This is a genomic window from Salinicola peritrichatus, from assembly GCF_003206715.1.
Lineage (GTDB): Bacteria > Pseudomonadota > Gammaproteobacteria > Pseudomonadales > Halomonadaceae > Salinicola > Salinicola peritrichatus.
This window is the reverse complement of the sequence record NZ_PZJU01000002.1, coordinates 1-23,560: the sequence shown is the minus strand read 5'-3', so window position 1 is coordinate 23,560 and position 23,560 is coordinate 1. Positions and strand designations below refer to the sequence as shown.

General features: G+C 61.1%; 21 protein-coding genes. 17 read left to right on the top strand and 4 right to left on the bottom strand.

From position 1 onward, the window contains the following. Positions 1 to 10 precede the first annotated feature (10 nt). From rhaT to aldA, 4 genes are all read left to right on the top strand, one after another. Entirely contained in the window at positions 11 to 1,069 is a 1,059-nt protein-coding gene (rhaT, locus tag DOM57_RS00225; protein WP_110647241.1) for an L-rhamnose/proton symporter RhaT, read from the top strand. A 95-nt stretch (positions 1,070 to 1,164) separates the two neighbouring features. Continuing rightward, positions 1,165 to 1,935: an L-rhamnose 1-dehydrogenase Lra1 gene (locus DOM57_RS00220; RefSeq protein WP_110647240.1), complete on the top strand. Its 771-nt coding sequence runs from the start codon at positions 1,165 to 1,167 to the stop codon at positions 1,933 to 1,935. A gap of 40 nt (positions 1,936 to 1,975) precedes the next feature. Continuing rightward, positions 1,976 to 2,773 carry an HpcH/HpaI aldolase family protein gene (locus DOM57_RS00215; protein WP_110647239.1) on the top strand — a complete coding sequence of 266 codons (798 nt, stop codon included), beginning with the start codon at positions 1,976 to 1,978 and terminating at the stop codon, positions 2,771 to 2,773. A gap of 193 nt (positions 2,774 to 2,966) precedes the next feature. After that, a complete protein-coding gene (aldA, locus tag DOM57_RS00210; RefSeq protein WP_110647238.1) occupies positions 2,967 to 4,409 on the top strand; it encodes an aldehyde dehydrogenase in 1,443 nt (480 codons plus the stop codon). Between the two features lie 165 nt (positions 4,410 to 4,574). Here aldA and DOM57_RS00205 read toward each other — a convergent pair whose 3' ends face one another. The 3 genes from DOM57_RS00205 to DOM57_RS21665 all read right to left on the bottom strand — a co-directional run bounded on the left by DOM57_RS00205 (position 4,575) and on the right by DOM57_RS21665 (position 8,954). After that, positions 4,575 to 6,896 carry a heavy metal translocating P-type ATPase gene (locus tag DOM57_RS00205; protein ID WP_110647237.1) on the bottom strand — a complete coding sequence of 774 codons (2,322 nt, stop codon included), beginning with the start codon at positions 6,894 to 6,896 and terminating at the stop codon, positions 4,575 to 4,577. A gap of 66 nt (positions 6,897 to 6,962) precedes the next feature. Continuing rightward, positions 6,963 to 8,474 carry a multicopper oxidase family protein gene (locus DOM57_RS00200; RefSeq protein ID WP_110647236.1) on the bottom strand — a complete coding sequence of 504 codons (1,512 nt, stop codon included), beginning with the start codon at positions 8,472 to 8,474 and terminating at the stop codon, positions 6,963 to 6,965. Positions 8,475 to 8,540: 66 nt separating this feature from the next. Continuing rightward, the gene (locus DOM57_RS21665) at positions 8,541 to 8,954 is read right to left on the bottom strand and encodes a hypothetical protein (protein ID WP_162619394.1); all 414 of its coding nucleotides are present in this window, start codon (positions 8,952 to 8,954) and stop codon (positions 8,541 to 8,543) included. A gap of 267 nt (positions 8,955 to 9,221) precedes the next feature. Between DOM57_RS21665 and DOM57_RS00195 the strand changes: the two genes are divergently transcribed. From DOM57_RS00195 to tcuB, 3 genes are all read left to right on the top strand, one after another. Continuing rightward, positions 9,222 to 9,458: an MDR/zinc-dependent alcohol dehydrogenase-like family protein gene (locus DOM57_RS00195; protein ID WP_110647235.1), complete on the top strand. Its 237-nt coding sequence runs from the start codon at positions 9,222 to 9,224 to the stop codon at positions 9,456 to 9,458. A 443-nt stretch (positions 9,459 to 9,901) separates the two neighbouring features. After that, the gene (gene tcuA, locus DOM57_RS00190; protein ID WP_110647234.1) at positions 9,902 to 11,314 is read left to right on the top strand and encodes an FAD-dependent tricarballylate dehydrogenase TcuA; all 1,413 of its coding nucleotides are present in this window, start codon (positions 9,902 to 9,904) and stop codon (positions 11,312 to 11,314) included. Next, entirely contained in the window at positions 11,301 to 12,398 is a 1,098-nt protein-coding gene (tcuB, locus tag DOM57_RS00185) for a tricarballylate utilization 4Fe-4S protein TcuB (RefSeq protein WP_110647233.1), read from the top strand. Before tcuA ends, tcuB begins: the two co-directional genes overlap by 14 nt. Before the next feature lie 87 nt (positions 12,399 to 12,485). Here tcuB and DOM57_RS00180 read toward each other — a convergent pair whose 3' ends face one another. Continuing rightward, positions 12,486 to 13,142 carry a GntR family transcriptional regulator gene (locus tag DOM57_RS00180; RefSeq protein ID WP_110647232.1) on the bottom strand — a complete coding sequence of 219 codons (657 nt, stop codon included), beginning with the start codon at positions 13,140 to 13,142 and terminating at the stop codon, positions 12,486 to 12,488. A gap of 204 nt (positions 13,143 to 13,346) precedes the next feature. Here DOM57_RS00180 and DOM57_RS00175 point away from each other — a divergent pair, with 204 nt between their 5' ends. The 10 genes from DOM57_RS00175 to cysD all read left to right on the top strand — a co-directional run. Then, on the top strand, positions 13,347 to 14,345 hold the full coding sequence (locus tag DOM57_RS00175; protein ID WP_110647231.1) for a Bug family tripartite tricarboxylate transporter substrate binding protein: 999 nt from the start codon (positions 13,347 to 13,349) through the stop codon (positions 14,343 to 14,345). A 314-nt stretch (positions 14,346 to 14,659) separates the two neighbouring features. Further along, positions 14,660 to 16,081 carry an arylsulfotransferase family protein gene (locus tag DOM57_RS00170; RefSeq protein WP_110647230.1) on the top strand — a complete coding sequence of 474 codons (1,422 nt, stop codon included), beginning with the start codon at positions 14,660 to 14,662 and terminating at the stop codon, positions 16,079 to 16,081. 160 nt (positions 16,082 to 16,241) lie between these two features. Continuing rightward, entirely contained in the window at positions 16,242 to 16,529 is a 288-nt protein-coding gene (locus tag DOM57_RS00165) for a hypothetical protein (RefSeq protein WP_110647229.1), read from the top strand. Between the two features lie 111 nt (positions 16,530 to 16,640). Further along, entirely contained in the window at positions 16,641 to 17,345 is a 705-nt protein-coding gene (locus DOM57_RS00160) for a hypothetical protein (RefSeq protein WP_162619393.1), read from the top strand. A 166-nt stretch (positions 17,346 to 17,511) separates the two neighbouring features. Then, complete coding sequence (locus DOM57_RS00155; protein WP_110647227.1) at positions 17,512 to 18,702, top strand: aminoglycoside phosphotransferase family protein; 1,191 nt, start codon at positions 17,512 to 17,514, stop codon at positions 18,700 to 18,702. A gap of 1,026 nt (positions 18,703 to 19,728) precedes the next feature. Further along, positions 19,729 to 21,492: an SLC13 family permease gene (locus DOM57_RS00150; RefSeq protein ID WP_110647226.1), complete on the top strand. Its 1,764-nt coding sequence runs from the start codon at positions 19,729 to 19,731 to the stop codon at positions 21,490 to 21,492. An 86-nt stretch (positions 21,493 to 21,578) separates the two neighbouring features. Beyond that, the gene (locus DOM57_RS00145; RefSeq protein ID WP_110647225.1) at positions 21,579 to 21,824 is read left to right on the top strand and encodes an antitoxin MazE family protein; all 246 of its coding nucleotides are present in this window, start codon (positions 21,579 to 21,581) and stop codon (positions 21,822 to 21,824) included. Next, positions 21,821 to 22,144, top strand: coding sequence for a type II toxin-antitoxin system PemK/MazF family toxin (locus DOM57_RS00140; protein ID WP_110647224.1), 324 nt, complete (start codon positions 21,821 to 21,823; stop codon positions 22,142 to 22,144). Before DOM57_RS00145 ends, DOM57_RS00140 begins: the two co-directional genes overlap by 4 nt. Positions 22,145 to 22,167: 23 nt before the next feature. Then, positions 22,168 to 22,989 (top strand): 3'(2'),5'-bisphosphate nucleotidase CysQ, encoded by an 822-nt coding sequence (gene cysQ / locus DOM57_RS00135; protein WP_110647223.1) that lies wholly within the window; start codon positions 22,168 to 22,170, stop codon positions 22,987 to 22,989. Positions 22,990 to 23,137: 148 nt separating this feature from the next. After that, positions 23,138 to 23,560: sulfate adenylyltransferase subunit CysD (cysD, locus tag DOM57_RS00130; RefSeq protein ID WP_162619392.1), on the top strand; the 423-nt coding region annotated here is incomplete at its 3' end.

The window sequence follows — 23,560 nt, the reverse complement described above, 5'->3', positions numbered from 1 at the left end:
AACGCCACTGATGGAAATCATATTGCTCGGAGTCTTCCTGCACTTCATTGGCGGCTTCGCCTCGGGAAGCTTTTATATTCCATTCAAGAAGGTCCGCGACTGGTCCTGGGAAAGCTACTGGATCGTCGGTGGGTTGTTTTCCTGGCTGTTCGTGCCCTGGATCGCCGCCTGGCTGACCGTGCCCGGCTTTCTCGACATTCTCGGCGAGGCCAGCGTCTCAACGCTGGGCTGGACCTATCTCTTCGGCGTGCTGTGGGGCATCGGCGGGCTGACCTTCGGGCTTACCATGCGTTATCTCGGGCTGTCGCTGGGGATGTCGGTGATCATGGGCTTGACCTCGGCCTTCGGCTCGCTGATCCCGCCGATCTATCGCGACCTGTTTACCAATGCCACCGAGGGCACGCTGAGCGAGATGCTGGGCAGTGCCGGGGGGCATTGGGTGTTGATCGGGGTTGCCGTCTCGCTCGTCGGCATCGCCATCTGCGGCCGTGCCGGGATGATGAAAGAGCGCGAGGTGCCCGACGAGACCAAGTACCAGAGCGTGGCCGAGTTCTCGCTGTCGAAGGGGATTACCGTCGCATTGATCTCCGGCGTGCTGAGCGCCTGCTTCAGCTATGGTATCGCTGCCGGCCGCCCGCTCGCCGATGCCGCCGTGGCCGCCGGGGCCAACGACCTGTTCCAGAACAACGTCACGTTCATGGTGATCATGTGGGGCGGGCTTACCACCAACGCGATCTGGTGCTTCCTGCTCAACGCCAAGAATCGCAGTTTCGCCAACTATATCGACCGCGCCACACCGCTGGCCCGCAACTATCTGCTCTCGGCCAGTGCCGGCACCATCTGGTTTCTGCAGTTCTTCTTCTATGGCATGGGCGAGAGTCGCCTTGGCAACGACGCCAGCTCCTGGGTGCTGCACATGTCGTTCATCATCATCGTTTCCAACCTGTGGGGGCTGTTCTTCCGCGAATGGCAGGGAACCGGCCGACGCAATCGGCAAGTTTTGGTCGCCGGCATCGCCACCATTCTGATCTCGGTCTGCATGGTCGGCTACGGTAACTATTTACAGTAGCCATCTACGGTCGCCACCTACAGTGAGTAGCGTCCCTGCAGTGAATGCTTTTGTTCTTTTCGCCCATTTTATCTTCCATCCATGAGGAGTCCGTCATGTTGCTCGAGAACAAGTCCGTCATCATCACCGGTGCCTCACGCGGTATCGGTGCCGCCGCCGCGCTCGAATGTGCCCGCCAGGGGGCCAATGTCGTCATCGGTTACAGTGGCAGCGAGTCCAGCCGGCCGCTGGTCAAGGATCTGATCGCCGAGATCGAGTCACTTGGCCGAAAAGCGGTCGAGGTCGGCGCGCCGGCCGGTGATCCGGATACCGGCGACAAGCTGGTCAAAGCCGCCGTCGATGCCTTCGGCGGTGTCGATGTGTTCGTCAATAACGCCGGTATCTGCCCGTTCCACAGCTTCCTAGACATGCCGCGCGAGACCTATCTTGAGACGGTCAACACCAACTTGAATGGCGCCTACTTTGCCGTTCAGGCAGCCGCCAACCGCATGAAGGATCAAGGTCGCGGAGGTGCCATCATCGCGGTGAGTTCCATCAGTGCGCTGGTCGGCGGCGGTATGCAGACCCACTATACGCCGACCAAGGCAGGGCTACTGTCGTTGATGCAGTCATGCGCCATCGCGCTGGGTCCGTATGGCATTCGCTGTAACGCCGTGCTGCCGGGAACGATCGAGACCGACATCAACAAGGAGGATCTGGCCGACCAGGAGAAGCGCGATTACATGATCGGCCGCACCCCGCTCGGGCGCCTGGGGCGACCGGAAGACATGGGCGGCCCGATCGTGTTTCTGGCGTCGGACATGGCGCAGTACGTGACCGGTGCCTCGTTGCTGGTGGACGGAGGCATGTTCGTCAACCTTCAATAAAGTTGTATCGACGACAATCCAGTCATAGGAATCGCCAGTCATGCAATTACCCCGCAACTCCTTCAAGGCCTTGTTGACCGGAGAGCCCCGTTACGGCTGTTGGACCGGTTTCGGCACCGGCTACGCCGCCGAGATTCTCGCCAGCACCGGCTTCGACTGGTTATTGATCGACGGTGAACACGCGCCCAACACCGTGCCCTCGATCCTGGCCCAGTTGCAGGCCGTGGCGCCGTATCCCAGCGCGCCAGTGGTGCGTGCCGTCAACCACGACCCAGCGCTGATCAAACGCCTGCTCGACATCGGCGCGCAGACATTGATGATTCCGATGGTCGACAGTGCCGAGCAGGCGGCCAAACTGGTCGCCGCCACGCGCTATCCGCCGCACGGTTTTCGCGGTGTTGGCGGCGGTCTGACCCGTGCCACGCGCTGGGATGGCGTCGCGGACTACATGGCACGCGCTCACGAGGAGCTGTGCCTGATCGTGCAGGTGGAATCCCGCGCCGGGGTCGACAATGCCGCAGCGATTGCCGCCACGCCGGGAGTGGATGCGATCTTCGTCGGTCCGGTCGATCTCTCGACCGGCGTTGGCCATGTCGGTAATCCCAATCACCCCGACGTGCAAGCCATGATTCGGCATACGCTCGACGCCACCCGAGCGGCGGGCAAGGCGGCCGGCATTCTGGCGCCGGCCGAAGCGGATGCCCGACGATACGCAGAATGGGGGTTCGATTTCATCGCCGTGGGTATCGATATCAGCCTGTTGCGTCAGGCGGCGGTCGATACCGTCGCCCGCTACAAGGGCGAAAAGCCGGTGTCGGGTTCATCCAGCGGCTATTGAGCCGACTAGGGCCCGTCCCTTCGGGTTGCGCGTCAAATACGCCCAGGCTTCGTTGCGTGACTGGATAAGGAAGCCACCCTTAATCGGCGTCCCGCGCCTTGCCTGAACGCATTTGACGCAGCAACGCGGCTCGCGGCGCATAGTGTGAACAGGCCCTAGCGCCATCGACTGTCATCAACAGGAGTAAAATGCGATGACCAGTAACGTGAAAATCTACCAGAACTATATTGGCGGTCGCTTCGAAGCCGCTTCGCAGATGCTCGACGTACGCAATCCCGCCAACGGCGAGGTGCTGTCGAGGGTGCCGGAGTCGTCGCCCGACGATGTCCAGCGCGCACTTCAAGCGGCCCACGGGGCGCAGAAGGATTGGGCGCGTAAGCCGGCGGTCGAGCGTGCGGCATACTTGCATACGCTGGCCGACAAGATCCGTGGCGAGGCCAAGGCCTTGGCTCGTGTCATCACGCTGGAGCAGGGCAAGATCGGTGGCCTGGCCGAAACCGAGGTCAACTTCACCGCCGACTATCTCGATTACATGGCCGAGTGGGCGCGGCGCATCGAGGGCGAGATCATCGAGAGCGACCGGCCCCGGGAATCGATCTTTCTGTTTCGCAAGCCGCTCGGGGTCGTCGCCGGTATCCTGCCGTGGAACTTTCCGTTCTTCCTGATCGCGCGCAAGATGGCGCCAGCGCTGGTGACCGGCAATACCGTAGTGATCAAGCCCAGCGAGGAAACGCCCAACAACTGCTTCGAATATACTCGTCTGCTCGACCAGATCGGTCTACCGGCCGGGGTCTTCAACGTGGTCAGCGGCGGCGGCGCCAGCACCGGCAGCGCACTGACAGCGAGCCCGCTGGTCGACATGATCAGTTTTACCGGCAGCGTCGCCACCGGTTCGCACATCATGCGCAACGCCGCCGACAACATCACCAAGGTCAATCTGGAACTGGGTGGGAAGGCCCCGGCCATCGTGCTCGATGACGCCGACATCGATCTGGCGGTAAAAGCCATTCGCGCCTCGCGTATCATCAACAGTGGCCAGGTCTGCAACTGCGCCGAACGGGTCTATGTCGAGCGCAAGGTTGCCGATGAATTCAGCGACAAGATCGCCAAGGCGATGGCGGCGACGACCTATGGCGATCCCACGGCCCAGCCTGACGTGGAGATGGGGCCGCTGATCAACCGCGAGGGACTCGACAAGGTCTCCCAAATGGTCACGCGGGCGATCCGGGACGGGGCCGAATTGATGACCGGAGGCCAGGTCGCCGATCTCGGTGCCGGTTTTCACTATCAGCCGACGGTGCTTGGGAATTGTCGTGCCGACATGCGGATCATGCGTGACGAGATATTCGGCCCGGTGTTGCCGATCCAGGTCGTCGACGATCTCGACGAGGCGATTGCGCTGGCCAACGACTCCGAGTATGGCCTCACTTCCTCGGTCTATACACGCAGCCTGAACCGCGCCATGCACGCGATTCGCGAGATCGACTACGGCGAGACCTATGTCAACCGGGAAAACTTCGAAGCCATGCAAGGCTTCCACGCCGGTACGCGCAAATCCGGCATCGGTGGCGCCGATGGCAAGCATGGGCTCTATGAATACACGCGCACGCAGGTCGCCTACATCGAAACCGAGTGACGCACGTTTGCATAGGCACGTTTGCATAGGCACGTTTGATAGGCACGTTCCGCCCGTTCTCGCCTCGAGCGCTACCGCTCGGGGCAAGAATGGGTGATTGTCCGCGTGTTTGTCGGGGCTCCAGGTGCAACTCACGTTGGAAAACCACCGCACGGTCCCACCCGCTCAAAGCTTCGCGCGGCGCAGACGCAGCGCGTTGGCAATGACCGAGACCGAAGAGAGACTCATCGCCGCCGCCGCGATCATCGGTGAGAGCAGGGTGCCGGTCAGCGGATACAGCACGCCGGCCGCGATGGGGATTCCCGCCGAGTTGTAGGCGAAGGCGAAGAACAGGTTCTGCTTGATGTTGCGCAGCGTGGCCTCGGCCAGGCGGCGGGCACGCACGACCCCGTTCAGGTCGCCGCCCAACAGGGTCAGACCGGCGCTCTCCATGGCCACGTCGGCGCCGGTGCCCATGGCGATGCCGATGTCCGCCGCGGCCAGCGCGGGCGCATCGTTCACGCCGTCACCGGCCATCGCGACCACGGATTTCCGTGCCTTCAGTTCCTCGACGAGTGCCTTCTTGTCCTCGGGCAGCACGCCCGCCCGGACGTCGTCGATATTCAACGTCGCGGCGACCGCCTCGGCGGTGCGCTGGCTGTCCCCCGTCGCCATGATGATGCGAAGGCCGAGCGCGTGCAGGGCGGAGATCGCCTCGGCGGTAGTCTCCTTGACCGGGTCGGCCACCGCGACGATACCCGCCACCTTGCCGTCGAGGGCGATGAACATCGCCGTCTTGCCCTCGGCGCGCAGCGACTCGGCGGCCGATTCGGCTTCCGCTCCGACGTCGTTCAGCATCGTGGCATTGCCGAGTGCGACGTCCTGCCCTTGAATCCGGCCCTTGACCCCTTTGCCGGTGACGGCCTCGAACGTCTCGGCCGAGCGGCGTGGTGCACCGCGCTCGCGCGCGCCGTCGATGATCGCTTCGGCCAGGGGATGCTCGGAGCCGGTCTCCAGGGCGGCGGCGAAGGATAAAAGCTCGCTTTCCGATACGTCCGCGAGTGCCCTGACATCGGTCAGCTTCGGTTTGCCCTCGGTCAAGGTGCCGGTCTTGTCGACGACCAGGACATCGACCACCGCCATTCGTTCCAGGGCCTCTGCATCGCGGATCAGAACGCCGGCCTGCGCGCCGCGCCCGGCGGCGGTGGTGATCGAGATCGGCGTCGCCAGCCCCAGCGCACAAGGGCAGGCGATGATCAGCACCGAGACGGCGGCGGCGATGGCCGAGATCAGCGAGGGTTGAGGCCCCCAGACCAGCCAGCCGATAAAGGCCAGGAGGGCGACACCTACCACCGTGGGAACGAAGATCGCCGAAGCGCGATCCGCGAGCCCCTGGATCGGCGCGCGCGAACGCCGCGCCGAGGCGACCATCGCCACGATCTGCGACAGGACTGTGTCGGCCCCCACGCGACGCGCGGCGATCACCAGCGAACCGTTGGCATTGAGCGTACCGCCGGTGACGCTGTCACCGGGGCCCTTGCCGACCGGAACAGCCTCGCCGGTGATCATGCTTTCGTCGATCGAGGAGCGGCCTTCGATGACCTCGCCATCGACCGGCACGGCATCGCCGGGACGGACGCGCAGCCGATCCCCCTCCACGATGTTCTCAAGTGGTGCGTCGTATTCACTGCCATCCTCCAGCACCCGGCGGGCGGTCTTCGGTGCGAGATCCAGCAATGCGCGGATCGCATCGCCGGTGCGTTCGCGTGCTCGCAGCTCCAGTACCTGGCCGACGAAGACCAGGGCAACGATGACCGCCGAGGCCTCGAAATAGGTGCCGACCGCGCCGTTCGTCCGGTAATGCTCGGGGAATAGGCCCGGTAGCAGTGTGGCGAGGATCGAGTAGAGATAGGCCGATCCCACGCCCAGCGAGATCAGTGTCCACATGTTGGGCGAGCGATTGACGATCGATTCCCAACCCCGCCGAAAGAACGGCAACGCGGCCCACAGGACGACGGGGCTGGCCAGGACGAATTCGACCCAGTTGGCTGGGCCATGTCCGATCCAGTCGCGAAAGGGCAGACCAATCATGCCGCCCATTGTCAGGATCAGCAGCGGTACCGAGCAGGCGACGCTGACCCATAGACGGCGAGTGAAATCGGCGAGTTCGGGATTTTCCCCTTCGGTGGGAATCACCGGCTCCAGCGCCATGCCGCAGATCGGGCATGAACCGGGGGCTTCGCGCACGATCTGAGGATGCATCGGGCAGGTCCACTGCGTGCCCTCGGGCGTCGCTGCCTCATGATCTTGCGCATGTCCCGAGGCATAGAAGTAAGGGTCGCTATCGAAACGCTGCCGACATTTGTCCGAGCAGAAATGAAAGGTCCGTCCCTGGAATTCGGCATGCCGGGTATCGGGGCCGACCGTGACGTTCATCCCGCACACGGGGTCCGTTGCGGTCGAGGTGCCTTCGGCGGTCTCGTGCATGTGAGGGTCGTGGTGTGTCATCTGGCATTCCTGTAACAGCTAATGTGGGATGCATGAATGCGCCTTGCGCCGATCGTGAACGGGTTCCTAGGCGGAAGTGACCTCGAATTCCGTCATCATTCCCGTCTCGAGATGTGGCATATGGTGACAGTGAAGCATCCATCTGGCCGCCTCGCCGGCATCGAGCGCGATCTTGACCGTCGCCATGGGCGGCACATGTACGGTATCGCGACGCGCGCCGGCGATGCGTCGGCCATTCAACTCGACCACCTGGAAGGTATGTCCATGCAGATGCATTGGATGGCCCATCATCGAGGCATTACGAAAACTCAGCTCCACGCGCTCCCCGGAACGGGCCGGGACGGGCACATGGTGACTCCAGATCGCATTGTCGATCGTCCAGCGATAGGGTTGCATACCGCCCCCCAGCACCAGTGTCTGATGACGCTGAACCGCGCGCTCCGGCAGCGGGTCCTGCGCGACGAGCCGCGCTTCCTGCGCCAGATCGGTATCGAAGGGTGGCGCGTTGTCGTTGCCCAGGGAATCGACCTTCGTTATCGCGGCACCGGATGTGGCCAATATCAAGCCCGTACGTTCGCGCGCGCCTTCACGCAAGGCCAGAATTGGCCAGGCGCCCTCTCCATTGGGCAGGTCGATCTCCAGATCGAGACGCTGGGCCATTGCCACCCCGAAACGGCGACCGGTCAGCGGCTGCACGGCGTGGCCGTCCACCGCCACCAAGCGTGCCGGCACCTCTCCGGTGTCGATCCAGAATACCGTGGCCGCCGAGGCATTGACGATCCGCAGCCGGATGCGTCCGCCACGCTCCACCCGGACGATGTCGGGGTCGGACAGAGTCCGGTCGTTGGCCAGGTAGGCATCCCAATCGTAGTCGTTCAGATCCATCGCCATGCCGTTCATGCCGGCCTGGTCGTTCATGGCCATATTGCCGTGGCGCATGTTCGAGATCATCGAGTGATCCATATCCGACATCATGGAGTGATCCATGCCCGACATGCCGCCGGCATGCATCTCACCATGAGTGTCATTCCCCCCTTGTACATGTCCCGCCATGATCTCCATCATCACTTCCTCGGGAGACTTGAACGAGAAGTCGTGCAGGAACATCGCCACATCCTGGCGATCGGCGGCGAGATCCTCATGGCTGCGAACGATCAGCGGGGCCGCCAGGAGATGCATCTCTTGTAGGGGCACATGAGAGTGCATCCAGTAAGTTCCGGGGTTTGGCGCATAGTCATAGCCGCGGGTCTCGCCTGGTTTCAGCATCGGCATGGGCAGATCGGGAACGCCATCCTGCACGTTCGGGGGAATCTGCCCATGCCAGTGAATGATCGTCGATTCATCGAGGTCGTTGGTCAGAGCCACCCGAAAGTGTTCGCCCGGGTTCAGCCATAACCCTTGGCCGGACGGACCTTGCAACCCGTAAACGGTAGCCGCCCGTCCATCGATATCGAGCACCCGGGAGGTGGCCTTGAGCGGGATTGCCGGTGAGTCGGCGAAGAGCACGCGCGGTAGCGCGGTGACTGCAAGCGCAGCGGAACTGGCGGCGAGAAAAGCGCGCCGGGAAATCGGGGTCATGTCCGTCTCCAGAAGAAGGGCCCATTTGGGCTCGGTTAGGCTCCGGTAGAATGCCGGGCGTAAGCTTCAGAGGAGACGCAATTTGGGAGGTCGATCGATTCCTTGAGGGATGGGATCTTCGGGCACCAGTGCGGTGGAAGGAACGGGTGAGGAGCGTTCTATCATGATGGCCATGACGCCCTGCGCCGGCAGTGAGAATCCGACCATGCCTGCGCAGGCTCTGGCGCAATTGGCTGCCGCATGCGAGTTGCAGGCGATCGTCGAATGACACTGATCGGTGTCGGCAGCATGCTGCGATTCGTGGTCGCAGGAAACGGACATGTGCGACATCGCCCGCACCCCGGCTGATGTCATGCCCAGCGCATGGGCCGAACTCACGAAGGGCGCAGCATTCAACACCAGTATCGTCAACAGCAACACGATCGATCGCATCATGGCATGACGATACTCTCGTTGACCCGATAAATCCAAGCTTGTCATGCTCTCCTTGGTGCAGGGGGGGAATGGCCCACTCCGAGAGCTGGGGACGATTGAGCGGGTTGAGGTGCAATGCATCGCTGCTGACTTTGTATCGGCTACTCGCTTTGTCGAAGCTTGGACAATGCCGCCTGTGACGCATTCTGCACATGGATACGACTCATCTCCTCCGCGTGTGCAGCTTCCCGTTTCTTTAAACAGGCAACCAACTTTGATAATTCGTCCAAGGAGTCCGCCGGACGCATTCCGACGATCAAGGCTAACTACCTCATGTTGAAGAACATCGAGGTCAGCGGCGTACAGGTGAGCGACTACCGCAAACGTTGTCCCCAGATCATGCAGCGTGCTTTCCGGGAGATTCTTAACCTGGCTACCAAGGGGGAGATCGTGCCGGGGCCGTGCAAGCGCTATGCGCTGGAAGACTTCGCCATCGCGCTCAATGATTTGCTCGAGCGGCGGGTGAAAGGGCGCGTGCTGCTGATACCGAATGGCCAATCAGGACAATGAATACGGTGGAAACTCCTAACCAGGGCAGTATCGGCCAGCGCTTCTGGATATTCTCGGCGGTATCGGTCTAGTGGTAGGCCAGCTGGGATCGCTGTGGGCGAAGATGACTTGCACTTTCGAGATCGCGAACACCAGCCGTTGCGACATGGATACGGACTTCATCGCCATGCCATTTGCCATAGATATGACGGATTATTGCCCATGGTATCGCGCGAGACTCGACCATGGTGACCTGCCCTCCAGCTTTCTAATCCATCGCGATCTTGGTTCGCTTGAAGTCTTGTTGCGCGCCGATCATTGGTCAGCGCGCGATCCTCGTCATTTCGGCTCATCTCGAACCTCTCCAGACTGATGCAATACGGATGCGGGATTCGCGCCATATTGTTTTGCCGATCCTAATTGTATACGCTTGCACTCAATAGTATTCGGGTTGGCGAGAGACTATGGATCGAAAGGATTACAAGACGGGAGACGCGCTGTTTTCCGATGTGCTGGTGATCGGAGGCGGCAACGCGGCGTTGTGTGCGGCGATTTCCGCGGCGGATGCCGGGTGCAACGTGCTCATGGTCGAGCATGCTCCGAAATCGCTTCGTGGCGGCAACAGCCAGCACACGCGTAACTTCCGCTGCATGCACGAAGGGCCGAAAGGCATCCTCGCTGGCGACTATACGGAAGAGGAGTATTTCGAGGACCTGATGCGAGTCACCGCCGGCAAGACCGATCCGGAGCTGGCGCGGATGACGATTCGGAGGTCCTACGACGCCTACGACTGGATGACAGCCAACGGTGTCCGGTTTCAGCCGTCCCTGGGCGGGACGCTCAGTCTGTCCCGCACCAACGCCTTCTTTCTTGGCGGCGGCAAGGCGCTGGTCAATGCCTATTACAACACCGCCGAGCGCAAGGGCGTACGGATCGTCTATGACGCCCAGGCGATCGAGCTCGATATTGAAGCGGGGGAGTTCAAGTCCGCCGTGGTGCTCTGCAAGGGGATACGTCACGAGGTCCACGCCAAGCGGCTGGTCGTGGCCTCGGGCGGGTTCGAGTCGAACCTGGAGTGGTTGGAGGAAGCCTGGGGGCCGAGCGCGCGCAATTTCCTCATCCGGGGCACGCAATTCAACCAGGGCCTGATGATCAAGGAGTTCATGCGTCATCGCGCCAGCATCATCGGGGAACCCGACCAGTGCCATGCCGTCGCCATCGACGGACGAGCGCCGAAGTATGACGGCGGTATCGTCACGCGTCTGGACTGCGTCTCCTTCGGCATCGTGGTCGACAAGTATTGCCGCCGATTCTACGACGAAGGAGAGGATTTCTGGCCGAAACGGTACGCGATCTGGGGGCGGCTCATCGCCCAGCAGCCCGATCAGGTGGGTTACGTGATCATCGACTCCAAGGCGATCAATGACTTCATGCCGTCGGTCTTCCCGCCGCTGGAGGCAGATTCCGTGGAAGAGCTGGCGACAAAGCTCAAGCTGGACCCCTCGGCACTGAAACAAACGATCACGACATTCAATGCCGCTATCGGTGACACCCCGTTCGACAAGGACGTACTGGATGGTTGCGGAACCACGGGGCTGGACGTCGACAAGACGAACTGGGCGCGCAGGATCGATACACCACCTTATTACGGCTACACGTTGGCGCCCGGTATCACCTTTACCTACATGGGCGTGAAGGTCACCGACAAGGCACAGGTCATCTTCGAAGAGACGGGACCCTCGAATACGATATTTGCCGCGGGAGAGATCATGGCAGGAAATATCCTGGGCCAGGGCTATCTGGCTGGATTCGGAATGGCGATAGGAACCGTGTTCGGTATCACCGCAGGGCAGGAGGCGGCAAATGGAATCCATTAGTATTCTGGACGTAACGCAGGACGCGCGCCGCAATATCGAGATATGCAACTCGTGTCGCTACTGTGAAGGTTTCTGTGCCGTGTTCCCGGCGATCGAAAGCCGGCGCAGTTTCGACCGGGAAACCATCCAGTACCTCTCCAATCTCTGCCATAACTGCACGGGCTGCTATCACGCCTGCCAGTACACGACACCTCATGTCTTCGACATGAACGTGCCGCAAGCGCTGACCAAGGTCAGGCAGGAAAGCTACGAGGAGTATGTCTGGCCGAAGGCGCTCGGAAAGGTATTTCGCAAGAACGGCACCGTGATCTCGATGATCACCGCGCTGGCGTTCTCGCTGGTCATGCTTTGCGGGCTGCTCTATGCCGACGCCGGCAGCCTGTTCAGCGTTCAGCAAGGGCCAGGGGCGTTCTACCGTATCATTCCCCACGGAATCATGGCTGGCATCGCCGGTATCATCTTCCTGTTCGATATTCTCGCCATCGGCCTGGGGGTGCGGAACTTCTGGAGAGCCATCGGCGGGCGGGTTTCCTATCTTACCAATCGTGACGCGATGCGCAGCGCGCTGCACGACGCCATGACACTCAAGCACCTGGGAAGCGATGGCAGCGGTTGCAACGATGAAGACAGCACCTTCAGCAACCGTCGACGCCGCTATCATCATCTGATGATGTACGGTTTCCTGCTCTGCTTTGCCGCCACTTCGGTCGCGACGATCTACGACTACGTGTTCGGCTGGGTCGCCCCCTATGCGCTGACCAGCCTGCCCGTCATTCTAGGGACGGCCGGCGGCGTGGGTATCATCATCGGTACGGCGGGGCTGAGCTGGGTCAAGCTACGCATGCACGATGGCCCGAGCTGGAAGGCCGTACTGGGCATGGATTACGCCTTCCTGAGCTTGCTTTTCTGGGTCAGTCTGACGGGGTTGGTCCTGCTCGGGCTGCGTGATACGTCGGCGATGGGCGTGCTGTTGATCGTACATCTCGGCGTGGTCGCGGCGCTATTCGCCGTGCTGCCATTCAGCAAGTTCATTCATATCTTCTTCAGGTTGGGCGCATTGCTCAAATACCACAACGAGAAATGACGAACGGGGCTGGAAAGGGCACGCAGAGAGGGAATAAAGCGTGGTCCTTTTCGGCCTGGCTATTATCGATCGTTCATGGTCGAGCAGTCATTGCTGATAGTCGTCCAGCTCATCGCCCATGAGCTGGATCCTTGCTTTCTGCGCCTCACGAATATGCAGCGCTGCCATCTCCTGCGCCTTCTCGACATCCCGATTGGCGATGGATTCATGGATGGCCCGGTGCTCTTTCACCACGGCATCGGCGCGGCCGGGAACCTCGTAAGTCGTCTTGCCCAGCAGTGCCATGGAGTCGCGCAGGGAATTGAGCGATTTCAACAAGTAGCGGTTGTGGGCGGCATGATAGATGCCGTTATGGAAGAGGCGATTATGACGCGCCTGTTCGGCGGGAGAGCTGGCGGCCTCGTATTTGCCCATGATCTCGTTCAGCGAATAGATCTCCGCATCACTGGCGTGTCGGGCAGCCAGGCCGGCAGCGGAACTCTCCAGCACCTCACGCATGTAGTAGAGCTCCATGACTTCCTGATAGCCCAGCTTGGCTATCTGCATGCCGCTATAAGGCGCAACGACCAGCAGCCCGGAGGCTTCGAGCCGTTTCAAGGCTTCTCTCACCGGCGTACGACTGAAACTCAGCCAGTCCGCAATATCGGATTCCTTGATTCGGCTTCCCGGTTTCAAGGTGCCTTCCCGGATGCCTTCCAGAATCTTTTGGTAAGCCTGCTCGCTGCGCGAGAAATTTTCCGCCATGTCTTCCCCCCCGATGGTGCGCTATGCCTCCCGCTTCTTAGCCCAAAGTCTAGAGAGACAAAGCGGTTCAGTAAATCTAATTCCCTGATTTTAAGGAACTTGTACGAATGAGTGAATGTTTGATGTATTCACATGTATACGCTAGCATTCTTTCAGATCGATCCCATGATTATTCAATTGTTCATAAGAAAAACAGGAGCGAGCATGCTTTCCAGAACGAGAAAGTCAGCGTATGCCATCGCCGCATTGACCGTGATGCTGTCGGGAGCCGCGACGGCCCAGGATGCCGACATCACCGGGACCGTGGATTGCATAGCGCCAGCAGGGCCAGGCGGCGGTTGGGATTTCACCTGCCGTAGCCTGGGGCAGATCATCGGTGGGGCAACCGACCATCAGGTAAACGTGCAGACGAAGAACATGCCGGGCGCGGGAGGCGGCGTCGGCTACGCGCACATCATTACCAAGCGAGGTAACGATCCCAAGGTCATCGCCGCTGCCAGCACGGCCACCACTGCGCGGCTCGCCCAAGGGCAGTTCCCCGGCATGACGGCTGACATGGTGCGCTGGGTGGGCGCCATCGGGGCCGATCCGGGGATCATCGCCGTCAAGAAGGATTCTCCCTATACATCGCTGGATCAGTTGCTTGCGGCACTGAAGGAAGATCCCGCGTCGGTTACCTTCGCCGGTGCCAGTGCGGTGGGGGGATGGGATCACCTCAAGATCCTGATGACGGCGCACGAGGCCGGCGTCAAGAATCTGAACAAGATCAAGTATCTCTCTTACAACAACGGCGGTTCGGCGGTGACGCAGGTCATCGGTGGGCATATCGATGCGCTGGTCGGCGTGGTGTCGTCCTCTCAAGGCTTCATCGAATCCGGCGATCTACGGCCGTTGGCCGTGCTGAATGATAAGCGGCTAGCACCGCCACTGGACGAGATTCCGACCTCAACCGAGCTGGGGCTGGATGTCGAAGCATCCAACTGGCGCGGTTTCTATATGCCCAAGGGCGTCAGCGATGCCGAGTACGAGTGGTGGGTGTCTACCCTGCGCCAGGCCAGCGAGACGGAAGAGTGGCGCCAGATCATGAAGCAGAATGGCCTGGTGCCGTTCGAACGCTTTGGCAAGGACTTCGATACCTTCGTGAACGATCAGGTCGCGAAACTCAACCAGGTTTCCCGCGAAGTCGGGCTGATCCAGGAGTAACGACGCCGCTAGCCGCCAATGAGACGTTGTACTTGACGCGGGGCGCTGTTCGACCCCGCGCTTCAAGACGCACTTACGGCTATAGGCCGACGTGGTTCCCGATGTCACCCGACATTCCTCAAGCATCGACTCCCGAATGAGATCGAGCGCCATAAAATACCCAAAGCGTGTCTTAAGGAAACATTAAGATACCGTTCCCCGTTGAACCTTTCTTCTATTCCTTGGCTCTAAAAACCGGTTGCGACGTCGGCCCCGGATTATTGAATTCGTTGGGCTTTGGCTATTGTGTATCCACTGGGATAGAGACAAGAGACATGGACCCGTCAAAGACTTCCGGGCGTCCGCCGATGCTGCGTGATGCCGAAACGTTTACGGACAAGCTGTTCAAGGCGTTGTCGATCATTGCGCTGCTGGTGATCGTTTTCATCGTTGGCGCTTTCTCGGTGGTCAGCGAAATCTTCCCCGGCCCGCAGATCCAGCACGCCTACCAGGCCGGGCAGGCGCTCTACCATCAGATGACCGACTACAACGACGTCTACAAGGGCGATATCTGGCGCACGCAGCGTACCGATGCCAAGGGGGTGACCCAGTACGATCCGCAGCTCGCCCGCAATGGCCTGACGCTCTACACCACCGGGACCGAGCCCGCCGCCTACCTGATCGACATGAACGGCAACAAGGTTCACGAGTGGCGCAAACCCTACAGCGAAGTGTGGCCCGACGGTGACGGCGTGCCCAACCCGCGCCCCGATGAATTCATCCACTTCCGCAATGCCCAGGTCCAGCCCAACGGCGACCTGATCGCGCTCTACGAGGGCAATGGCGATACGCCCTACGGCTACGGGCTGGTCAAGCTGGACAAGGATTCCAACGTGATCTGGCGCTACGCCGGGCGTGCGCATCACCAATTCGCCGTCGCCCCGGACGGCAAGATCTACGCCCTGATCCACGGCATCTTCGACGATGAGATCCAAGGCTTCGACTATCTCAAGCCGCCTCGCCTGGAGGACTCGCTGGTGGTGCTGTCGCCGGATGGCAAGGAGCTGCAGCGTACACGGCTGCTGCCGGTGATCCACGACTCCAAGTACAGCGAGCTGCTGGACAACGTACCCGGCATCATGGTCGGCGACCCGATCCATGCCAACGCGGTCGACTACATCGATGCCGACAAGGCGCGCAATTTCGCGTTCGGCAAGGAAGGCGACCTGCTATTGTCGTTCCGCGAGACCAGTTCCATCGCCGTGTTCGACCCGCGCACCCAGAAGCTGACCTGGGCGACGCGCGGTCCCTGGATACGCCAGCACGACCCCAATGTGCTGCCCAACGGCGACATCACGCTGTTCGACAATCGTGGCCATTATCACGAGCCGGAAGGCGAGACCCGCATTCTCGAATTCAACCCGCGCACCATGCAGATCGTATGGCAATACGCCGGTACCCCCGAACATCCGCTGGAAAGCGAAATCCGCGGCGATCAACACCGGCTGGACAACGGCAACACGCTGATCAGCGAGTCCGATGGTGGCCGGCTGGTCGAAGTGACCCGCGACGGACGTATCGCCTGGGAATACATCGTCCCGGAACGCGGCGGCCCCGATAATGACATGATCCCGATCATCGGCTGGTCACAGCGGCTGGATCCGAGCCGGTTCGATGACACCCTGATTCAGCAATGGCGGCAGCACACCGAGACCGAGACGCAGGGGGCGACGGAAAAAGACATCTCTACTGAATGAGTGGCTATTGCAATAACGCAATATTGCATAGCTGCCCTGAATGCGCGTAAATACAATGTGTTTACGCGGAGGGCAAATGGACACTCGGATCGATCGCCATGGCACTGTCTTTGTCTGGAACAAGGAAAAAGCCGAGCGACACGCAAAGAGGAGGCGATCTATGCACAGTGATATTTTGAAGAAACGTTTGGCCAAGGACCGCCCCATGACCACGGTCACCCTGCGGGTGCCTGTCGATGTCGTGGAATCGCTCAAGAAGATCGCACCGTTAAAGGGCTTCCAGGGGTATCAGACATTACTCAAGGCCTATGTTAGCGAGGGATTGCGTAGGGATGAGGCACAATATCTCGATGACAGCGTCGTGCGCCTGGTGGAATCTCTGAAAGCTCAAGGCGTGTCTCCCGAAGTCATCGAGCGGGCCGTAAACGATATGGACTTGGCTCATTGAGCCAGTTCGATCTCCGACACTATCGCCGGGAGCCGCTGCAACAGGCCAAGGCATGACATTTTTACCGGCATAGTGGTCTTCTTCGAGATCGCGGGGGACACGCCACTCAGCGTGGCGCAGATCAGCGTCTTCAGCGGATTGTTGCTGATCGGGCACTCGCTGCCGGTGGAAGGGGCCGTGGCACGCAGGGCCGGAGTACCCTGGTGGGCGACGCTTGTCCTACGCATGGGAGGCGCGCTGCTGTTTGCGGCACTGCTCGCCGGTTGCTATCGCCTGCTGGGTGATACTCGACAGGTCGAGTTGGTGTGGCGGCCGGAGCCCGTGGCATCGGGGCTGGGGGGTTGGCTGGTGAGCCAACTGGAGACGTTGGCCATGGCCTTTTTGATCATCCTTGCCCTGATGACATTGCTTGTCGCGCTCAGATGGCTGGGTATCGAGCGCGTGATCCACATGGCACTGACACCGTTGCTGAGAATGCTCGGCATTGGGCGAGCGGCGGCCAATGTCACGGTCATTGGCGCGACTCTCGGGCTGACCTATGGCGCGGGACTGCTGATCCGTGACGTGGACAGCGGTGCCATGGGCAGGCGGGACAGCGTGCTGGCACTGTGCTTTCTGGGGCTTTGTCACAGCGTGATCGAGGACACCTTGCTGATTCTGTTGCTGGGGGCGGATCTGTGGGCCGTACTCTGGGTGCGATTGGCGTTCGCGGTGGTCGTCATCGCCATCATGGCGCGCTGGCCGCGCCACTGGTTACCGGCGCGTTGGGACAACTCCTCCGCCGGGGCAGAGGCTCGGCGCCGGTCGTTGCGCTGAACGCCGAACCGGCGCCGGGTTTCACTGGGCAGGGAAAATGTGTCCGTCATGAGCGGGCCGTTTACGATTCTTTTCATCAACTGTAATGAGCCGAAAATTGGTTCCTGCCTGGCGCGCGGTGACGCTGTAGCATTCCTCTAGAGCTTCGTCGTCACTCGGAGGCAACATGCCTGGCTTCGTCGATCGCATCAATGGCTCGGGCCTCTCGGGCTGGTATGCCGCCAGAGGCACAAAGGCGAGAAACCGGCCTCGAGCCGTAGTCATATCCGTCAACGACATCGACCGCTTCTGCGCTTTTTGCCAGGATTCGCGGCCGGATGTGGTGCAGGCGGGAGCTTCCCGGGACCCCAACGTCGGTTTTCAGGCGCCGCTGACGTTCGAGACCGGCGATCTGGTCCGTGCGCGCTCGCTCGCCGATGGCATGGTTCTCAACAAGGGGGTGGCGGTCATCGGCGAGAGCCGTGTTCGCGCCCGCTCGGACGTCGATGGCTTCCTCCCCATCGATGTCTACGGTGAACTGCCGGCTTTCCGCAGGGCTCTCGAGACGCTCCGACCCAGGTTCGAAATCGTCGCGTTTCGCCCGCTGTTCGGCCAGACGGGAGCGCTCTCGGCGGTTGCGATCCAGACTCCCGAGCGGCGCCTGGTGATCTCCCTCGCGTTTCCCATGCATCGCGCACGCCGGCTGGAAAGCCTCTACAAACGGGTTCTCGAACCCAGCCGTGTACCTTGTCCCGGCATCGAAATGCTTGCCGACCCCACGGGCGGCGTCACGCTGGGTGTCGACTACGTTGCCGGCGAGACGCTGGACAAACTGGGGATCGACGCCGAACCGGCGATACGCCGGACCATCGAGTGCGCCAAGCGTCTCAATGCCTTGAAGCCGCCCTCGGAGCTGGAGCCCGGACTTCGGGAACGCTCTTCCGCCGACCGGATCGTTGGCCGGAACTGGCGTCAACTGCTGGCCGGCCAGCGCCGTCGGGATTGCTGGCTGCTCGCCGGCATGCTGTGGGTGGCGGGGCGCCTGCCACGGGTCTTTTCCCACGGCGACCTGCATCGCGACAACGTCATCATCGAAGCGGGCAGCGGCAGGCCGATGCTGATCGACTGGGATCGGGCCGGCATTCTGCCGGTCGGTTTCGATCTTTCCCGCTTGTTGCTCGGTGTCCCGCCACGCCAGGCGGAAGCGTGGATTGGCGGTTCGCGAGAGCTGCGGCTGGGATGGGCGATCTTCACCTATCTGGCTCTCGCGCTACGCCAGCCTGACTTCATCGGCAGTGACGAAGCGCGCTATCTCGGTCAACGATTCGTGAACCTATCGAGGCCCCGTCTCTCGGCGCGCCGGCCGGTGCCTCGATAGGCCAGGGCAAAAGGCCATGGCCAGAGGAGCGGAAGTGAATGTAGATTTCTGTATCTACTTGGTGATCTTTCCGCACGGGGATTAACACAGTTCAATGCCCGGCGGAGCCCCGAATATCGGAATCGTCATGATAGCGACCTTTATGGTCAAAGACTTAAGTCGTAGTCGTCGGCGATCGGAGACGGGCAATGTCGCGCAAAATCGTCACCCGCCGGGATTACCGATGGCAACGAAAGCGCACGGAATTCCTCATGGCACCGGCTTCTCCCTTTGGCAAGCTTGGTCGATACGGTGGGTATCTTTCGAGAGACGAGAACGGAGCGATACGATGCTGGGCTAGGGGCTGTTGACGTTTCATGCGCGGCCGCGCCGAAGCCAGTTTTTGTGCGGGGTAAGGCATGAGGAGAGTAGTTTGGTCATTTCAAATGAACGACGAATAACGCAGCACCGTGCGAAAACTGGCCAGGCCCTCTGGGTTGCGCGGCAAATGGCGCCATGCGGCGTTGCGGGACTTGACAAGGGAATCACCATTCTCTGCATCCCGCGCCTGGCCTGGCACCATTTGACGCAGCAACGCGGTTCGCGCTGAAACGTCAACAGCCCCTAGGGTTTGTACGGAACCGCCATGGATAGGCGAGGTGACGCATGGTCGATTTCAGCAGGGAGCTTTAAAACCCCGCGTAGACATTCATGCCATTGTGTCTCAGAGGGTGTTTACAAAATAGGCGAGCGAAGGCAAGACAAGGCGAAATCGAACGAATAAAGCGGAGTTTACACGGGGTAAATGAGCATTTTGAGGACGATTTCAACGCGGTATTGCCGAGCGCAGCCCTTTTGTAAATACCCTCTCGGGGAATGCTTCTGGAACTGGGTATGGGGGCACCATTAGAATGCGCTTCGTGGCACTCGGCCGAATGTCGCTTGGGCTTTGGCTAAGCGATGTGCCGAGATGGGAAGCGCCACGCGAGCCAATCAGGGCATGAATTTAGGTCTGTCTGGATTTTCGACAGAACGTCAGAGGTAGAAATGGATATTGATGCCTGGTTGAGCGTCGCTGCCGTCGTTGCTGTCTTGGGCACGCTGGTTTTCACGCGGATTGCGCCGGATGCCATTCTGGTCGGCGCAATGGCGTTCTTGATCTTCACCGATGTGCTCACGCCGCAGGAAGCCCTGGCGGGCTTCGCCAATACCGGCGTGATGACCATCGCCGCGCTCTACGTAGTCGCCGCCGCGCTCAAGGAGACCGGCGCGATCAAATGGATCGCCGGCCAACTGCTGGGGCAGCCCTCGACACTCCGCCGCGCCCAGTGGCGGGTCATGCTGCCGGCTTCCGTGCTCAGCGCCTTCATGAACAACACCACCGTGGTGGCGATGTTCATCCCGGCGATTCAGGACTGGTCCAGCCGCCTGCGTCTGCCGCCTTCCAAGCTGCTGCTCCCGCTCAGTTACATCTCCATCCTCGGCGGCACCTGCACGTTGATCGGCACCAGTACCAACCTGGTCATCGATGGCCTGCTGCAGAGCCAGCAAGGTATCTCGCTGGGCATGTTCGAGCTCACCTGGATCGGCCTGCCGATACTGATCATCGGCGGTGGTTTCATCCTGCTCTTCGCCAGTTGGCTGTTGCCGCAACGCGATGGCACCGGGGCGCAGCTGGATCAGGTCCGCGAATACTGCGTGGAGGTCATGGTCGAATCCAGCGGCCCGCTGGTGGGCAAGAGCATCGCCGATGCTGGCCTGCGTAACCTGCAGTTCGGCTATCTCGCCGATATCGAGCGCGACGGGCACCTGATGACCGCCGTACCGCCGGATACCAAACTGCTGGGCGGCGACACGCTGGTCTTCATCGGTGCGCCGGAATGCGCGCGCGAACTGCGCGAGATTCGTGGCCTGGTGCCGGCCAACGGCAACGTGCAGAAACTCAAGGTCGCCCATCATCGCCGCTGCCTGGTCGAGGCCGTCATCGGTCCCGACTTCACCGGCATCGGCCGTTCGGTACGCGAATCCCGTTTCCGCTCCCGTTTCCAGGCGGTGATCCTGTCGATTTCGCGCCACGGCCGCCGGCTGGATGGCAAGGTCGGCGACATCGAGCTGCAGGTGGGCGACACCCTGCTGCTGGAGACGGGGCAGGAGTTCGTCGAGCAGTATCGCTACCGCAAGGACTTCCTGCTGGTCAGCCAGCTCAACGATTCGACGCCGCCCAACTTCCAGAAAGCGCCGCTCTCCCTCGGCATTCTCGGGTTGATGGTGCTGCTCAGCGCGACCAATCTGATGTCGATCCTCGAGGCTGCGTTTCTCGCGGCTGGCGCGCTGTTGATGACCGGTTGCCTGACCATGGGCAAGGCGCGTCGGTATATCGACCTTTCGGTATTGATCGTGATCGCCGCCTCGTTCTCGCTGGGTACCGCCATGACCCAGTCCGGCGCGGCCCAGACCATCGCCGAGCAGGTCGTCGGGCACATCGACTCGCCCTGGCTGGCGCTGGCGTTCGTTTATCTGATGACGGTGCTGTTCACCGAGATGATCACCAACAACGCCGCCGCCGTGCTGATGTTTCCCATCGGGGTGGCGGTTTCGCAGCAGTTGGGCGTGGATTTCATGCCGTTCGTCATCGCCATCACCATCGCTGCTTCGGCCAGCTTCATGACCGCGCTGGGCTACCAGACCAACCTGATGGTGATGGGGCCTGGCGGATACCGCATGCACGACTATCTCAAGCTCGGCGTACCGCTCAGCCTGATCGTCGGCATGGTCAGTATTCTGCTCATACCGTTGATCTGGCCTTTCTAGCGGTGAGCCGGATATTGTCGAATGACGGTTTCATGTAACGCGATCTTCGCATAACCTGTTTCATGAAACGATTCAGGAGAGATGGCATGACGACTACGAATGTGAACTCGAGGGTGCGGAAGCATCGTGAGGCCTTGAGGGCAGCCGGGCTGCGTCCGATTCAGATTTGGGTGCCCGATACCCGCCGCCCGGGCTTCGCCGAAGAGGTCCGCCGTCAGTGCCAGGTGGTGGCCGAGGCTGACGCCGAGGATCACGACTTGCAGGGCTTCATGGATGCGGCGCTTTTGGATGTGGGTGGCGAGCTGGATGTGGACGACGAGAGGAAGAGATGAGGCGTGGCGATTTGGTGACCATTGCCTTGCCGGGTGATTTCGGCAAGCCGCGCCCGGCACTCGTGGTTCAATCCGATCAATTCCCAGACACGGCCACCGTGACGGTGTTGCTATTGTCGGGAACGCTGGTCGATGCGCCGTTGATTCGCCTGGATGTGGACCCCAGCCCAGGGAATCGCCTGCGTAAGCGGTCGCAGATCATGGTGGACAAGGCCATGACGGTGAAACGGGACAGGTTGGGGGAGCCGTTTGGCCGTCTCGACGACACCGCCATGATTGCCGTTAACCGGGCCCTGGCCCTATTCCTGGGCTTTGCGTGAGCCGAACTAATGAGGGGTATACGATGACTATCGACGAAGCGCTGCGGCGCGAACTACTCGAAGGCGTTTCCGAGGCCGGCGAACAGGTCCTTGGCATTTACGCCCAGGACTTCAGTGTCGAGACCAAGGCCGACGACAGCCCGCTGACCCAGGCGGACATGACCTCGCACCGGGCGCTCACGGCCATGCTGGAGCGCCTGACGCCCGATATTCCGATCCTTTCCGAAGAGAGCGAAGCGATTGCCTTCGACACGCGCCGGCAGTGGCAGCGCTACTGGCTGATCGACCCGCTCGACGGCACCAAGGAATTCATCAAGAAGAACGGCGAATTCACGCTCAACGTCGCCCTGGTCGAGAACGGCATCCCCGTCTTCGGCATCGTTCATGCGCCGGTACTCGCAACGACCTGGTGGGGCGACGCCCAGGCCGGCGCCTTCAAGATCACCGCCGATGGCGAGAGCCGGATCCAGGCGCGCGAGCTGCCGGCGGCGGACGAACGGCCCTGGCTGGTGGTCGGCAGCCGTTCGCATGGCTCGGAAGCCTTCGAAGCCTTCTGCGCCCAACTGCCCACGCACGAGCGCGTCTCCATGGGCAGCTCGCTCAAGCTCTGCCTGGTCGCCGAAGGCGCCGCCGACCTCTACCCGCGCCTGGCGCCGACCTGCGAATGGGACACCGCCGCCGCCCAGGCCGTGGTCACCGCCGCCGGTGGCGAAGTGCTCGATGCCGAAACCCTCGAACCGCTGCGCTGCAACCAGAAAGAGAGCTACCTCAACCCGTTCTTCATCGTCTGCGGGCAGCGGGATTTTCGCTGGGAAGGGGCGCTACGCGCCAGTTGGAAGAATTAAGACGGAAGAGGGAAGAGGGAAGAAGGAAGAGGTAAAAATGTGCATTAAGAGATGAGAGCAGAGAATTTTTCTTCCTTCTTCTAGCCGCGTAGCGGCGCTTATCTCTTCCTTCTTGATACTTGATCGACACTGCTTTTATGGAAATCACATGACAGAGCTTACCCCCGAACGCCAAACCCACCTCAAGCAACTCGAGGCGGAGTCGATCCACATCATCCGCGAGGTCGCCGCCGAGTTCCGCAACCCGGTGATGCTCTACTCGATCGGCAAGGACTCCTCGGTGATGCTGCACCTGGCGCGCAAGGCGTTCTATCCCGGGCCGCCGCCGTTCCCGCTGATGCACGTCAACACCACCTGGAAGTTCCGCGAAATGATCGAGTTCCGTGATCGCATGGCGGCCCAGGTCGGCATGGAACTGATCGAGCACATCAACGAGGAAGGACGCGCCGCCGGCGTCAACCCCTTCGATCACGGCAGCGCCAAGTACACCGACATCATGAAGACCCAGTCGCTCAAGATGGCGCTGGACAAGTACGGCTTCGACGCCGCCTTCGGCGGCGCCCGCCGCGAC